Genomic DNA, 15,505 nt, shown 5'->3' on the forward strand with positions numbered 1-15,505 from the left:
TTCCATTACATAAATATCACCTACAATTATTTCTCTGTAACGAGTTCGCCTTTGAAGAATACTTTTCTTTGCCCAGTTAAGCCAAGCTCACGGTAAAATTTCTTTAGCTCCCTTTCTTCGCGTTCAGTCACTATAGCAATAACCGTTCCGCTTGCTCCAAATCGTCCTGTTCGTCCTGAACGGTGGACATATTGATTGATTTCCTTTGGAAAATCAACATGAACAACATGGGTAATCCCCTTAATGTCTAAGCCACGAGCCGCAACATCAGTAGCGATTAGCATCGTTGACTCCCCATCGCGGAATTTTTTCAATGCTGATTGTCGTTCTAGCTTTTTCAAATCACTATGTAAAACTCCTGCAGATATCCCTTTGAAATTCATCTTTGAAACAGCCACACTTGCTGCCCCAATATCGTTCATAAAAGCAAGTGCCTTAATTCCATTGATCCGTGCTACCTTTTGCAATAGATCAATTTTATCCCGCTGTTCACAAACAAGATAAACGTGCTCCACTTTCTCAGCCTTAATCGTTTCATCTCTTGTGATTTTTATTAATTCGGGATTGTTCGTTAAGCCCCTTGCCAAATCCTCGGTAACTGGTGGTAAAGTTGCAGAAAACACTAACACCTGGCGGTCAGCTAAAGGTGCGTTTACAATGTGACGTACCGTCGTTAGATGCTCCGGAATCAGCAATTGATCACCTTCATCTAACACTACGGTTTTCACTTCATGCATCTTTAATTTTTTTTGCTTTATCAATTCAAGCACACGGCCAGGTGTACCAACGACGACTTGCGGTGATTTTTTCAATTTTTCCAGCTGTCTCTTAGGGTTTGCTCCACCAATAAAGGAAGCACTACGAATTCCACTTCCTTCACCCCACTTTTGGATTTCGCCCAGTATTTGCATACAAAGTTCCTGTGATGAAGCCAAAATAACAGCCTGCACTCCACGGCGGTCTACATCAATTTTTTGCAGCACTGGAATTAAATAGCTCAATGTTTTTCCTGTTCCAGTTGGTGACTCAGCGATTACGTCTTTGCCTTCAAGGATAAATGGAATAGTTTTCATTTGGACAGTTGTTAATTGCTCAAAGCCTGATTTTTCCCAAGCAGCTTGTAAGAATGGTTTCAATTCAATATTAATGGTCTGTAGCATAATTTCTCCTTTATACATACCCGATTTTATTCATACATGGTTTCATTTTAATATACCCTTGGCATTCTAGCAAAAATCGGTCTAGTAATGCTTTAAATAAAAACAGGCTCTGTTAAATTTGACGTTGATTTCCGCTCCAGACACGTGCGGTTCATGGGGCTAACTGGGAGCCTCCTCGGCGCTTTGCGCCTGTGGGGTCTCCCATGCCAGCTACTCCCATAGGAGTCTCCGTGTCTTCCTCTCCAATCAACGTGACAAAAATCAAAACTGTGCTTTAACAGAGCATAAAAACAAAAAGAGCAGCGTCAGTGGCTACTCCATTTAAAAATAAACTTATATTTTTTTATCCAAGAATAAAGCAGTAGCCCTAAGCCCAAAGACAATTGCAATATTGTAAGGATGCCATCCCAAAAATGCATCGACCCGACCGGATGACTAATACAATGTATTGTTTCTTTAAACACATATCCTAGCTGTGGAACGATATAAAAAACTAATAATGACAAGGTTATTGCCATACCTAGCAAGTAAAAAATACCATATGTGATAACAATCTTTTTCTCGCCCTGAAACATTTCGTTAGTTGATTTTCCTTGCTTAGGGAATATCAGCCCTTTGAAGTAAGTTTGAGCATTTTCGATTAAATTATAGCAGCCGCTGCTATTTTCTAAAACGTAATATAAATCTGTTTTGAGATATACGCAGCATTGGTAAACAATCCGAATTAGAACATCAAAGACAATTACACCGATGATTCCAATACTCACAGCTGAAAGATTTGGAAAAATCAACATCGAACTAAGTGCTATAAATAATACTAAATTATCAAAGCATAGCCCTGCTAAATAAAGTATATTTCTTTGCTTTCTTGGCAGTCTCCAAACTGATGACATATCAGTTTCTAACACAACCAAAAAGAGACGATGGCCAATTTCTAATTTGGTAGGTTGACCTACGGCCCGTATCGCTAAAATATGTCCCAGTTCATGGAACAAAATGAGTAGAAACGATAAACCCATATACAAAAGTATATTAAATATCATTACGTCAAAAACGAATAAATCTTGATAATGAGGAACAAAGGTTGGATTAGTTAGTAGAAAAATAATATTAAGGCAAAAAAACAAGATATAACCGACAAGCATAAAACGATTAAAAAAGATATGTGCAAATTTCTCGGGAATCCAAAGGAAACCCTGTTTCTCAGGAATTGATTCTGTCTTAGTAATCGGTTGCCCATTAATTTCCTGAACCAATTCCATTTCGAGTAGTTGTTCTGCAAATTCGATCATATTTATTTCTTCATGAGGATAAATAGCTTTAAGTTCTGTTTCAATTTCTAATAAGCTTGCGCCAGTTTCAATCATTTCAATGGCATGAATACAAACATCGGGCATTTCAAAGAATTCACCCGTTACCGCGTCCTCGACAATGTAGTTCTTTTTATCTTCTCGGATGTGGACAGGATGCAATTGCATAGTTGTATTATAGGTAAATCTCATTTAAAACACCCTTTTTCAATATTCCAGACAAAAATAAGTCTATCTTACCGTATTATTAATATCCAATAATAATGCACCACCAGCAAGTTGTTTTTACTTTCTTAAGCTTACGAATCTTCATTTTTTGTCACCTCCTCTCAAGTAGTTATTTGAGTACCCATCGGTAATTCTGATGAAACTCCTTCCATTTTGGATAGGCTTTTTTAAACTCCTCAACTAGATTGGGGTCAAATTGTGTCCCTTGTCCCTCAACTATTCTTTGATACGCTACTTCTAAGGGCATAGCTTCTCGATATGAACGTGATGAAGTCATTGCATCAAATGCATCTGCTATCGAAGTAATTCTTGCAAGGAAAGGAATCTCCTCACCTGTTAATTGATTTGGATATCCTTTTCCATCCCAGCGTTCATGATGAAAATGAATAACCTGTATTCCATTTTTCAAGCCTTCTACCCCCTCAAGGGCTTTTGCTCCAAGGGCCGGATGTGTTTTTATGATTTCGTATTCTTCATCTGTTAATTTTTGTGGTTTCATTAAAATATGGTCAGGAATATTAATCTTTCCAACATCATGAAGCAAGCAAGCATAATTAAACTCCTTGAGTTCCTTTTTAGAAAACTTGCCAATTTCCTTAGCTAATATCAATGCATAAGAAGCAACACGTTCACTATGTCCACGAGTATATGGATCCTTTAATTCAAGCGTTGCAATCACACCTTTTACAATTCCTTGCAACTGCTTATCAAAGGAATCCTCAATTCCACGAACATAGCCAGAAAACCGATTTAAAAAAATGTAAGCAACAATCCCAAAAACCATCATTAATATAATTGGGGCAAAAACGTCTGTCGTACTTAAAATGACTCCCAAAATTAAATATTTAAATATTGTACCAACCAATACAACCAAATAAAAAGCTTTATTAATGAAAATAGGCGAAATTAGGATGAAAAAAAGCTCTACACCATTTCCAGATTTGTATTGCATTGATGAACCATAATAAGTAATGATATCTTGAACCAACACAATAATAGTATAACTAATAAAATAAATGTATTTTACAATGTCTTTCCTACCTTGTTTAATAAGTCGCAATGCAATCGGTAATATCGCAAACAAGATAATATAAATCACATAATTTATTAGTGTAAATTTAACTTCCATATTATATAACGTAGGAAATATTAAATAATAGCCTACATCATAACCAACCGTAATAATATAAAAAAGCCATATAAACAATACTACTGAACGCTTTTCTTCAGTTGATAATATAGCTTCTTTTCCTTTTACACCCATAAAATTTACCCCACATTTATGCAATAATCTTTGAGCCTATTTAATGAGGCTATAGTCATTCGTCAATAATCGACATTTGACATAATTATATCCGAAAACAAAGCATAACAAAATAGTTACTAATATCCAATAAAGTACTTATTGTTTAATTGTGCACAATCCGTCGAAATTATACCATTATTTGCATAAAAAAACATCGAACGACTTAAAAGTTCGATGCTTTTCAAAGGAACAAAATTAATGTCCGATGCTTTCAACTATAGATATTAAATATTTAAAATCCTCATAAGTTAGTATAGTTTCCCAATGTCCTGTAAGTCTAGCGGTAATATACACCAACGCAAAAACTCCGAAGAAAGCAGCTGGTACGAACCATTTATTAACCTTTTTCCCAGCAACATTCACAGTTAATGTATCCTTTACTGGACATGCTTCCACGCAAAGCATACATGCAGAGCATTCTGGTGTTAATACAGCTTTCTTTTCGGAGACTTTAATTCGCTGCGGACAAACCCGTGTACATGCGTTGCAATCAATACAGGTGTCTTCATTTCGCTTGATTTTTGTAATGCCAAGCAAGGAACCTAGACCAATCAAAGCACCATATGGACATAAAAATCTACACCAAAAATTTTTAAAGAAAAGTGAGAGTACGAAAATTACTAAAATAAATTTTACAGCAAAGCTACTTATGTTTAGGAAGAACGTTAACATTTTAACATCTGAAATGACGTTGTACTGGCTAAACATGAAATCCAAGGCAGCTGCTGCAGGCATATCAAATAAAATATATTTTAAAAAGAAGGCTAATACTAAATATTTTATTGGAGATAATACCCAAGTTAACCATTTTGGTAGATCATAGGTTTTCTTTTTCATAATCATTTTACCTAACTTGCCGGTCCACTCACTCACAGTGCCAATCGGACAAATCCAGCTACAGAACGACCTTCTAAACAACAGTCCGGAACCAACAATGAATGTGAGTAGAACTAACCCTGCAGGATGAATCGGATCAAAATCTCCAGTAGAAATCCACACTTTAAAGCCAATCAAAGCACTGACTGGCAAAAAGCCTTCCACTGCTGGTGGTCTTTCTACAAAAGGAGCTTCACCAAAAGTAGCAAAATGATTATAAAATAAATAAAAACGCAGTCCCACATAAAGAATAAAAAATAAGAATAAGAGCTGCACCGTCATTCTAGCGTATTCTATTGGTCTTTTCTTGATTTGTCTTTGCAACTTTTTTGTATTCATGATGCCCACCTCTTTCTTTTTTAAATATAAAAAAAACAGGTGGTAATTTACGTGATTTTCTTCACATGATAACTAGATAAACTACGGAATTCATCATGTTGTCGAAAAAATGTCATAGCTCATAAATAAAGGAGCTGAAATTTTGACAGCTCCTCAAAGGAATTACTTATTTTGCTTCATCGGAATGTTAATAGTTACTTTTGTCCCTTTATTTTCTTTACTTTCAAAGCGCAACTCACCATTATGGTCTTCAATGATTTTCTTCGTAATAAGTAAACCTAAACCAGTACCTTCTGGTTTTGTTGTATAAAAAGGTTCTCCTAATTTCTGCAGTTTTTCCTTATCAATCCCACAGCCCTGATCTTGAACTTCAATATTGATTTTCCCAGAACCTTTTCTTACTAATTTCACCTCTACAGTGCCACCCGTAGGCATGGATTCGAGGGCATTTTTTATGATATTAATAAGTGCTTGCTTAATTTGCTTTTCATTACATTCAATTAATGACAATTTATCATTCGGTTCTACGACTATCCTTGAATTTGTGTTTTCGGCTAATTGACTTGTTACACTTGTTACATAGTCAACAATTTTATTCAGATCATGTTTTTCAAAATGATTCATTTTTGGTCTGCCCAAAATCATTAAGTCATCTACAATTGAATTAATTCGATCAATTTCCTGAATCATAATTGGATAAAACGAGTTTTCACTGTTATCGCGTTCCTGTTGTAATTGCGTAAATCCCTTTAAAGAAGATAAAGGATTACGGATTTCATGCCCAATTGATGTTGCCATCTGACCTAGAACAGCAAGCTTTTCATTTTGTCGTTGTCTTTCAAACATTGAAGTCAGCGTTTTAATATAAGATGTAAAACGTGCTAAAAAGATATATGAAACGATCCCAATTACCAAGATTATTACAACTGGAAACAGAAATTCTAGACTCTGAAAATACATCGTATAAAATAAATATTTTCCAGACAAGATTGAAATTACAACCCAGTAATATCTTTTATTAATAAAAATTGGTGAAAATAACATAAGAAAAACTTCTACAACATTACCATCATGAATATAATTCGAGTTTTTAAGTGTAATCAAAATATAATTTATAACTTCTAATAAAATAAACCCTATAGAATAAATATACTTAATCACGAATGGATTTTTCTTCTTTAAGAAATATATTGATATTGGTAAAAATCCAAACATCAAAAAATAAAACCAATAACCTAAACCAAACTCAGGTAGACCCATTGATTTATTTTTCAATTTAGGATAGATAAAATAATAAAACAAATCATATCCAATATAAATAATATAAAACATCAGCAAAAAAAGCTTAGTTGACTTTATTTCTTCACTGACTATGTTGTCTCCATTCATATTTCCTGTCATAAATCCTAATCCCCTCAAGATTAATAGTATCCATATATGATGTACATACCTTATACATATTTTAATCGACAGAGAGGCTTTTCTCTACCACAAAATGAAATTAATCGGCAAAATAATATAAAATTCGACAAAAATCGCATTTTTCAGTGGGTGTAAACTTCAAATTCAGCTGATTTTCACATCTCCTATTTCTGGAAAATATAGCGATTAACCGGCCGTCCAATTCCTCCGTACTGTATATCGATAATGACTTTTCCGCACTTCTCCAGGTATTCTAAATATCGGCGAGCTGTTACACGGGCAATTCCTACTCCTTCAGCCACTTCCTCCGCCGAAATAGGGAAATCATTGCTTGATAAATAGCTAATGACTTTTTTTAACGTTACAGCATTTAACCCCTTCGGTAAATCTGGTTGTTCATCTAATTCTTTTTGAAAAAGAATTCCATCTAACTCCTCTTGGGAAATATTTTGCTTCTTCCGAACCTGCAACCGGAACGAACGATAATTTTCCAGAGCCTTTTTCATTCTTTCAAACTTAAATGGCTTCATTATATAATCAAATGCACCTTGTTGCAGGAAAGTTCGCACCGTATCCATATCACTTGCAGCAGTAATAGCAATCACGTCTACCTCATATCCCTTTGCCCGGATCTGCTTTAAGGTTTCCAGACCATCTTGATTCGGCATGAATACATCCACCAACACTAAATCGGGTTTTAGCTGTTCAATTAGCTCGATACCTTCCAATCCATTGCTTGCTGCTCCAAGCACTCTGAAGCCCTCGACTTGATCTACAAACATTCGATTAACCTCTTGTACCATAAGATCATCTTCAATCAAAATGACTTTGAACAAATCATCCACCCCCTAATTTGCTAGTTCATGTTCGAATGTGATTTGAAACGAAGTCCCCTCCCCCAAAATTGAATCGACATGAATGAAGCCTTTCCCCTTTTCGACGATTTGCTGAACTAAAAATAATCCAATTCCCCTTCCAGGCCCCGATTTCGAGGAATAACCATAGCTAAAGATTGAAGCTAAATTCGCTTCAGGGATTCCACAGCCATTATCTTCTACTAAAATAGTTAATAGCTTGTCTGATTGCCTGATACTTACATAGATTTCCTTACAATCCGCATGAGACTGATGAAAGGAATCATACGCATTTTCAATTAGATTTCCTACCATTAGCACAAAATCATGATGATCAAGTAAATTTGGGAATTCCCGTAAATAACTATTCCGATCAATGATAACCTGTATCCCAAGCTCTTTGCCCCGACTTACTTTACTTAACAATAAACCAGATAAACTATCATCATGAATATTTTTGCTCAAAAAGCGTGTGAGTTCCTCTTGTTCCTCAGTTACCTGAAAAACATATTGTAACGCTTTATCCCGATTACCAAGTTGAATCAAGCCAGCGATTGTATGGAGCTTGTTAATATGCTCATGATTTTGAACCCGCAATGCGTTAACAAATGCTTTTACACCAGTTAACTCCTCGGCTAACTTTTTTACATTTGTTCGGTCCTGGAAAATCGCAATTGCTCCCACAATCTTATTGTCAACCTTAATCGGAACTCGATTACTGACAATCATCAAGTTATTAATATATAAATCTTTGTTATAAATCGGTTCCGCTATATGAAGAATTTCTGGCAAATAGGTTTCAGGTAATACCTCAGTAATATCTCTTCCGATAACCTCTTCTTCAACTCCAAGAATCTCCTTTGCTCGATTGTTAAAAATTGTAATTTTCTCATGGCGATCGATGGCAATAATTCCTTCATGCATCGCATTAAAAGCCTCGGTCCGTTCCACGACCAACCTCGCAATTTCATGTGGCTCCAACTGAAACATTTCCCGTTTAATGTGCCGAGCCAACACCCAGGCGCCCCAACCTCCAAATAGGAAAGCAATTCCTCCCGACAGCAAAATTTCCTTCTTCACATTCATCAAAGTATCAAATAGACTTGGAAGCTTATAGCCCACCATGATTACGCCAACCTGCTGATGATCTTCATCAATGACCGGTACAAACGCTCGAACCACTGAGCCAATTTCCCCGATTGCTTCTGATAGATAAGAGTGCTCAGCAAAGGCAGCACCTTCATCTAAGCCATCCGAAACCTTGCCGACCAACTCTTTATTTGGGTGAGTATGTCGTATTCTATTCATATCCATGACAACGATATAGTCCGCATTATTAATCATGCGGATTTTCTCTACCGTTTTTTGTAGTACCTCTAACTCTTGGTTATCTTCTGAAAGGTGAACTATTACTTCTGGAAGCTCAGAAACTGTTCGGGCAGTCAACATTGCTTTCTCCCGAATTTTGTTCTGTTCTTTATGGGTAAATTCGTTTATTAAAATAATTCCAAGGAAGATTAATGAAAATCCAAGAATAAACACAATTAGGCTAGTGATTTTCCATTGTATTGGTGTCCGCATACGTGAATTCCCCTTACATTTCTTGCTTCTATTTTAGCACGAAAAAAATGATATACTATTCTAATAAATGATATTATTTAAAAAACAACTATTTGAGGGTGGCTATGAAAACATTTATTTCTATAAGCTTATTAACAATTGTTATGTTAATATCGTGGATTAGTACAGATACCTTAAATCACTCGAAAAATCGCGTACAAGACGACGAACAAACTGGCTTGCGTGATCAAATTGTCATTCGCTTTAGTCATGTTGTCGCCGAAAATACACCAAAGGGGCTTGCTGCACAGAAGTTCGCCCAATTAGTAGAAAGCGAGTCTAATGGAAAAGTCAAAGTTGAAGTATATCCAAACAGCATTCTTTACTCTGACGGCGAAGAGGTGGACGCCCTTGTCAATGGGGATATTCAAATGATTGCCCCAACCTTTTCAAAAATGACCGAGTACGCTCCAAAATGGAAGGTCCTTGACCTACCGTTTTTGTTTGAAAATGATGAACACGTCGAGCGAGTTTTTAATGGGAAAATAGGCAAAGACTTGCTCCAAAAATTAGATCATAAAAACATGCTTGGGTTGACGTTTTGGAGTAATGGTTTTAAGCAAATGACCAGTAATGAACGTCCATTGTTAAACCCTGAGGATTTTCAAGGGCTCCATTTCCGGGTAATGCCTGGCACTGTTATTCAAAGGCAGTTTGCCCTTTTAAATGCAAAAACCACGGCACAACCATTCAATAATGTATACCGTTCATTGGAGCTTCATGAACTGGATGGGCAGGAAAATACCATTTCCAATATTTACTCAAAAGGACTTTACAAGGTTCAGAGCCATCTTACTTTAAGCAATCATGCCTACCTAGGTTATGCAGTCATTATCAACAAGCAATTTTGGGGAAAATTAACTCCTACACAACAAAATCAAATTAATAGCGCACTATCAGAAACAACCAAATGGATACAGGAAGAAGCCAAGAAAATGAACGAACAGCAGTTTGAAGAAATCCAACAAAATTCATCTCTACAGCTTCACACTTTGAATAAAGAACAACAGAAAGCTTGGAAAGACAGGTTTGCCCCACTTTACCAGGAATTAAAAGCAGAAATCGGATCAACACAAATTCAAAGTATACTTAACGAATAACCATATAGTTTAAGTATTTCAGCTATACAAAAAATCGAACTATCATTCGAAATTCTAACTTAGAATTTCCTTATAGTTCGATTTTTTTACTTTTACAATAGGCATTACCCTGAAAAAATTGCGGTTACATTGCTGTGCAAAATTTTTTGCATCTGGCTCTGTTAACCCGATTGTTGATTTCCTTTTGTTTGAAAATAAGCGGAGGAATTCCGCTTATCTCAGGAAATACCTATATTTCCTTAAAAATAGCAGGAGTTTTTCCGCTTATCTCATAAAAATCACTAGATTTTGTCCTTTTGGGAGTAGTTAAGTGGAAATTCTCCCCTTATTTCAGCTCAATTAGCCCCAACTACATACAATAACGGGAAATTCTCCTCTTATTTATTCTCATACCTACATAAAAATCATTCGGTTTTAATAACGGACAATTTAGTTCTGCCCTAGCTTCATTTTATACACTAAAACTTTTTACAATTTTGTGACCAAAAAGAACAAAAAGAACAATATCACCATAAATCTGGATTTTCTAAATTATCTGTTAATATTACATCATTCACACCAATTGAAAACGCTAACATTTTTTTCATATACAAGGGGGATGAAAAATGAAGATTAATTTCCGTAATTTAACTGTACAAGTAATCATCGGGATTTTTGTCGGGATTACAATTGGGTTTATGTTTCCTGAGTTCGGTGAAAAGCTTAAAGTATTAGCAGATGTATTCATCAAAATGATTAAAATGGTTATCGCACCTATTGTCTTTTTTACAGTCGTTATCGGTATCGGCAGCATGGGCGATCTCAAAAAAGTCGGGCGTATCGGGGGTAAAGCGCTCCTCTATTTTGAAATCGTAACGACGTTTGCTTTAGCAATCGGTATTATTGTTGTAAACTTTATTAAACCTGGTAAAGGCTTTAACACATCATCAGTTGAAGGCGGCGATGTTAGTCAATATACAGACGCCGCAAAAGAAACCAGTCACGGAGCAATTGATTTTATCGTAGGAATCATTCCAGATAATATCATTGCGGCAATGGCAAAGGGTGAATTGCTTCCTATCCTTTTCTTCGCTGTTTTGTTCGGGGTATCATTAGCTGCAATGGGAGAAAAAGGAAAGCCAATCGTTTCATTGTTCGAAAAGCTTACTGATGTATTCTTCGGTGTCGTAAATATGATTATGAAGGTTTCACCAATCGCCGCTTCAGGAGCAATGGCTTATACTATCGGTAAATTTGGTCTCGGATCACTTATTTCATTAGGAAAATTAATGGGCTCTGTTTATATTACGATGTTCCTTTTCGTAGTCTTTATTCTTGGGGCAATTGCTAAATTCTATCGCTTCAATATCTTTAAATTCATCGCATATATTAAAGAGGAAATACTACTTGTACTTGGAACTTCATCTTCTGAATCCGCTTTACCACGTATGATGGAACGCTTAGAAAAATACGGATGTTCTAAATCAGTGGTTGGATTAGTCGTTCCAACAGGTTATTCATTCAATTTAGACGGTACTGCAATTTACTTATCAATGGCCGCAATTTTCATTGCACAGGCTTATGGCGTTGACCTAACTTTAGTGCAAGAAATTACACTTCTTGGAATTTTAATGCTAACATCAAAAGGCGCAGCAGGTGTAACAGGTTCTGGCTTTATCACATTAGCGGCAACTCTAGCAGCCTTCCCAATGATTCCGGTTGAAGGTATTGCATTACTTCTAGGTGTAGATCGTTTCATGTCTGAAGCAAGAGCGATTACTAATCTAATCGGTAATGGCGTGGCAACAGTTGTTGTATCAAAAATGGAAAATGAATTTAATCCACTCGAAGTTGCTCCAGAAAAACCTGAGACACTAGTAGCTACTAAAGAACAAGTTGTTTAAACGATTCGAACGGGCTAAGCCCGTTCTTTTTTTATTATTAAGAAGTTTGAATCCTTAATTTAGATTGTTTTATTAGTTAATATGTTTATGTAAAAATACTGAAAATTTCGAAAAGATGACACAAAAGACCCTCAGAATTACTTTATCAATATAATATAATGTAACCAGATAATACAAAATTTTCATATTATTACAGCTGCCACTTACTGATTTGGGGGAACAGAAAGGGGTAGAATATTATGCATTACGAAAGACCGCTTGTCACATTCTTTAACTTAACTTTTGATTTGTCACTTGTCCTCACTAGTACTTTCACCGCAGTAACCGTCTTCCTTTTTGCAATTCTTGCATCTAGAAAACTTGTCAACTCTTCACCACAAAAATGGCAAAATGTTATGGAATGGCTCGTCGAGTTTATCCAAAACATCATGATGAACACTATTGGCATTAAGAATAATATGTTCATTTTAACAACAGGTGTCACACTTTTCCTATTTATTATTGTTTCAAATATGCTGGGAATTCCTTTTTCCTTCGTAGCCGGTACGGATACACAATTTTTATGGTGGAAATCTCCAACCTCTGATGCACATGTCACCTTGACTTTGGCAATTATGATGATTGTCTACACACATTTCATTGATTTAAAGCTTCACGGCGTAAAAAAATACTTTTTAGGCTATTTCAAACCATTTAAGGCATTGTTTCTAATTAACTTATTAGAGCAATTTGCTACCACTTTAACGCTTGGATTGCGTTTATTTGGTAATGTTTATGCCGGAGAAGTGATGTTAGCACTTTTAGCCGGTGCAGTACATAACGGATTTTTCGCTGCATTTTTCGCTTCGATTCCTATGGTCATTTGGCAAGCCTTCTGTATTTTTATCGGAGCATTGCAGGCATATATCTTCGTTACATTAACAATGGTTTATATCGGGCAAAGATTTTCTGCCCATGAAATGTGAAAGGAATGAATTCAAATGGGGGATTTTACAATTTTCGGAATGAACGTCGCATTAGGAACCATGATTTATCAAGCATTGCTTTTTACAGGGTTGTTTTTATTACTTAGAAAATATGTATTACCAAAGCTTGTCGCAGTCTTAGAAAACCGGAAATTGCATATTGAAAAACAACTGATGTTAGCAGAAAGTTTCAAGGCCGAAGGAGAACAGTATGCTAAAGAACAAGAAAACCTGCTGCGGGAAGCAAAAATAGAAGCAAAAGAAATCATTACTCGAAGTCAAAAAGAAGCCCTCATCATCATAAAACTGGCAAAAGAGGAAGCGAATATGATCCGAACACAAGCATATAACAGCCTCCCAACCGATCGGCAGCGTGATGCCGGATGAAACACGTATTCTCAAATACCTCTGAAGGGATATCTGAAAAGCTAGAATTGGATATTGAGGAAAAGTGGATATACGTATATTACACAAACGGAAGCATCAAAAAGACTGCCTATATTTTAAAAAATGCTCAAAAATCAAATGCTCAATATATTAGTCATTTCCTTGAGGAAAATCATGTTTCAGATCTTCTAATTACTGATATCGAAAACTTTATTGCTAATGATAACTCAAAAAAGGAAACCGACTGGCAAAGATTCACCATTTTTCTTATTAAAATGTTATCCTTTAATGTGGTTATTTGTATTATGCTTGGCCTTACGATTTTTGGTGGCTACAAACTCGGAACCTTCGCCGATGACAAGTGGGGGTTTGAGACACTCTTTACTATTATTGGAGTACTTTCTGGACTTATTCTTGGTGGGACAATTGCTTATGTGATGATAATGAATTACTTAAAAGCACATAACACGATTGAAAAAAAAATTTCCAGCCAAAAAATAATTGATTTAAAGACCATTAAAAATGATAAAAACAAAAATAAACATATAAATTAGTTTTTTCTATTGCACATATACTTACATTACCCAGTTTTGGGTAATGTTTTTTTATTTCAAACAATTTGATGTTAGATTTTCTGACATTAAATTTCAGAAATTTCAAAAATCCCATTGACTTTCATTCTTTATCCGTTAAAATAATAAACAAAGATACTCATGTTATATTTTCTGACATATTACAGTAAAGAAATATAACAATTGATAAGGAGGAAGAAAAATGGATGTGACATTTTTAATGAACAGCTTATGGGTTATGTTGTCTGCAGTCTTAGTGATCTTCATGTTGGGTGGTTTTATCCTGTTAGAGGCTGGTTCTACTCGAATGAAAAATGCCGGCCATATAGCTGGTAAAACAATTTTCACATTCGGTATCTCGTCATTAGTATTTTGGGCTGTTGGTTACGGATTTATCTTTGGCGATAACGCAAACTTCCTGGTCGGATTATCAGAATTCTTTTATTCAGGTACTCAGATTGAAGACGCCAGTCTCTCAACTCCAGTTTTCTTTCTTTTCCAATTAGCATTCGCTGGAATCTCATTAACAATAGCTTTTGGTGGCTTTGCAGAAAGAGCGAAATTATCTGTCTACTTATTCTTCGCACTATTATTCTCAGCACTAGTATACCCCGTCATCGCTCACTGGATCTGGGGCGGAGGTTGGTTAGCAGAACACGGCAAGCAAGACTTCGCCGGTTCAACAGTTGTTCACTTAACTGGCGCAATGGCTGCACTTGCTGCAACCATCTTGTTAAAACCACGTATTGGCAAGTACAATAAAGATGGCTCTGCCAATAACATTTACGGTCACAACCAAGTTTTCACAGCATTATCAGTGTTAATTTTATGGGTAGGCTGGTTTGGCTTCAATGCAGGTAGCACCGTTTCAGTTGATGGCGCATTCTTCGGATTTGTTGCCTTAAACACAAACCTCGCTGCCGGTTCTGGCGCAGTAGCTGCATTACTTATCTCTTGGATTGTTCTAGGAAAATCTGATGTTCCAACCATATTAAACGGTGCGTTAGCTGGGCTCGTTGCTATTACCGCATCGTGTGCATTTGTCGATACTTGGGCAGCAGTTGTAATTGGTTTCATCGCAGGAATCCTCGTATTCTATAGCGCTCGTTTCTTTGAAAAAATGAAAATCGATGATCCTATCTTCGCATTATCAGTACACGGTACAGCTGGCGTTTGGGGTACATTATCAACCGGATTCTTCGCAACAAAAGAATTGGCAACTGTTGGTAAGCCCGGTTTATTTTACGGAGGTGGCTTCGAACAATTAGGCGTTCAAGCATTAGGCATTGTAACTTCCGCAGCCTACGCCTTTATCGTATCTTTCATCATCTTAGCGATTGCCAAAAAAGTGCTTAACGGACTTCGCGTCACTGAAGAAGAAGAAATTATGGGTCTAGACATTAGCGAACACGGAAGCTATGGTTATCCCGAAGTATTTATGTCAGAAGAAAATAATAAAAACGTTAGCTCATAAGTTTAAGAA

Annotated in this window: 13 protein-coding genes; 6 read left to right on the forward strand and 7 right to left on the reverse strand. The window is 36.1% G+C overall.

What is annotated here, in order from left to right; translation table 11 throughout:
* Nucleotides 1–26 precede the first annotated feature (26 nt).
* The 7 genes from FXW34_RS08545 to FXW34_RS08575 form a co-directional block, all read right to left on the reverse strand.
* Nucleotides 27–1,160 (reverse strand): DEAD/DEAH box helicase, encoded by a 1,134-nt coding sequence (locus FXW34_RS08545; protein WP_147533556.1) that lies wholly within the window; start codon nt 1,158–1,160, stop codon nt 27–29.
* A gap of 305 nt (nt 1,161–1,465) precedes the next feature.
* A complete protein-coding gene (locus FXW34_RS08550) occupies nt 1,466–2,662 on the reverse strand; it encodes a hypothetical protein (protein ID WP_246140937.1) in 1,197 nt (398 codons plus the stop codon).
* Nucleotides 2,663–2,807: 145 nt separating this feature from the next.
* Complete coding sequence (locus tag FXW34_RS08555) at nt 2,808–3,962, reverse strand: HD-GYP domain-containing protein (RefSeq protein WP_147533557.1); 1,155 nt, start codon at nt 3,960–3,962, stop codon at nt 2,808–2,810.
* Nucleotides 3,963–4,199: 237 nt separating this feature from the next.
* Nucleotides 4,200–5,219 carry a 4Fe-4S binding protein gene (locus FXW34_RS08560; RefSeq protein ID WP_147533558.1) on the reverse strand — a complete coding sequence of 340 codons (1,020 nt, stop codon included), beginning with the start codon at nt 5,217–5,219 and terminating at the stop codon, nt 4,200–4,202.
* 162 nt (nt 5,220–5,381) lie between these two features.
* Entirely contained in the window at nt 5,382–6,620 is a 1,239-nt protein-coding gene (locus FXW34_RS08565) for an ATP-binding protein (protein ID WP_147533559.1), read from the reverse strand.
* Between the two features lie 185 nt (nt 6,621–6,805).
* Nucleotides 6,806–7,477 carry a response regulator gene (locus tag FXW34_RS08570; protein ID WP_147533560.1) on the reverse strand — a complete coding sequence of 224 codons (672 nt, stop codon included), beginning with the start codon at nt 7,475–7,477 and terminating at the stop codon, nt 6,806–6,808.
* A gap of 12 nt (nt 7,478–7,489) precedes the next feature.
* Nucleotides 7,490–9,076, reverse strand: coding sequence for an ATP-binding protein (locus tag FXW34_RS08575; protein WP_147533561.1), 1,587 nt, complete (start codon nt 9,074–9,076; stop codon nt 7,490–7,492).
* Nucleotides 9,077–9,180: 104 nt separating this feature from the next.
* Here FXW34_RS08575 and FXW34_RS08580 point away from each other — a divergent pair, with 104 nt between their 5' ends.
* From FXW34_RS08580 to FXW34_RS08605, 6 genes are all read left to right on the forward strand, one after another.
* Nucleotides 9,181–10,215, forward strand: a complete 1,035-nt coding sequence (locus FXW34_RS08580) for a DctP family TRAP transporter solute-binding subunit (protein WP_147533562.1) — start codon at nt 9,181–9,183, stop codon at nt 10,213–10,215.
* A 605-nt stretch (nt 10,216–10,820) separates the two neighbouring features.
* Nucleotides 10,821–12,098 carry a dicarboxylate/amino acid:cation symporter gene (locus FXW34_RS08585; RefSeq protein ID WP_147533563.1) on the forward strand — a complete coding sequence of 426 codons (1,278 nt, stop codon included), beginning with the start codon at nt 10,821–10,823 and terminating at the stop codon, nt 12,096–12,098.
* Between the two features lie 239 nt (nt 12,099–12,337).
* Nucleotides 12,338–13,063: a F0F1 ATP synthase subunit A gene (gene atpB / locus FXW34_RS08590; RefSeq protein WP_147533564.1), complete on the forward strand. Its 726-nt coding sequence runs from the start codon at nt 12,338–12,340 to the stop codon at nt 13,061–13,063.
* A gap of 15 nt (nt 13,064–13,078) precedes the next feature.
* Nucleotides 13,079–13,450, forward strand: a complete 372-nt coding sequence (locus tag FXW34_RS08595) for a F0F1 ATP synthase subunit B family protein (RefSeq protein WP_147533565.1) — start codon at nt 13,079–13,081, stop codon at nt 13,448–13,450.
* Between the two features lie 47 nt (nt 13,451–13,497).
* Nucleotides 13,498–14,004 (forward strand): AtpZ/AtpI family protein, encoded by a 507-nt coding sequence (locus tag FXW34_RS08600; protein WP_147533566.1) that lies wholly within the window; start codon nt 13,498–13,500, stop codon nt 14,002–14,004.
* Between the two features lie 220 nt (nt 14,005–14,224).
* On the forward strand, nt 14,225–15,496 hold the full coding sequence (locus tag FXW34_RS08605) for an ammonium transporter (protein WP_147533567.1): 1,272 nt from the start codon (nt 14,225–14,227) through the stop codon (nt 15,494–15,496).
* Nucleotides 15,497–15,505: the final 9 nt, after the last annotated feature.

The organism is Bacillus marasmi, assembly GCF_902168435.1.
In the GTDB taxonomy this organism is placed as follows: Bacteria; Bacillota; Bacilli; order Bacillales; family Cytobacillaceae; genus Bacillus_BU; species Bacillus_BU marasmi.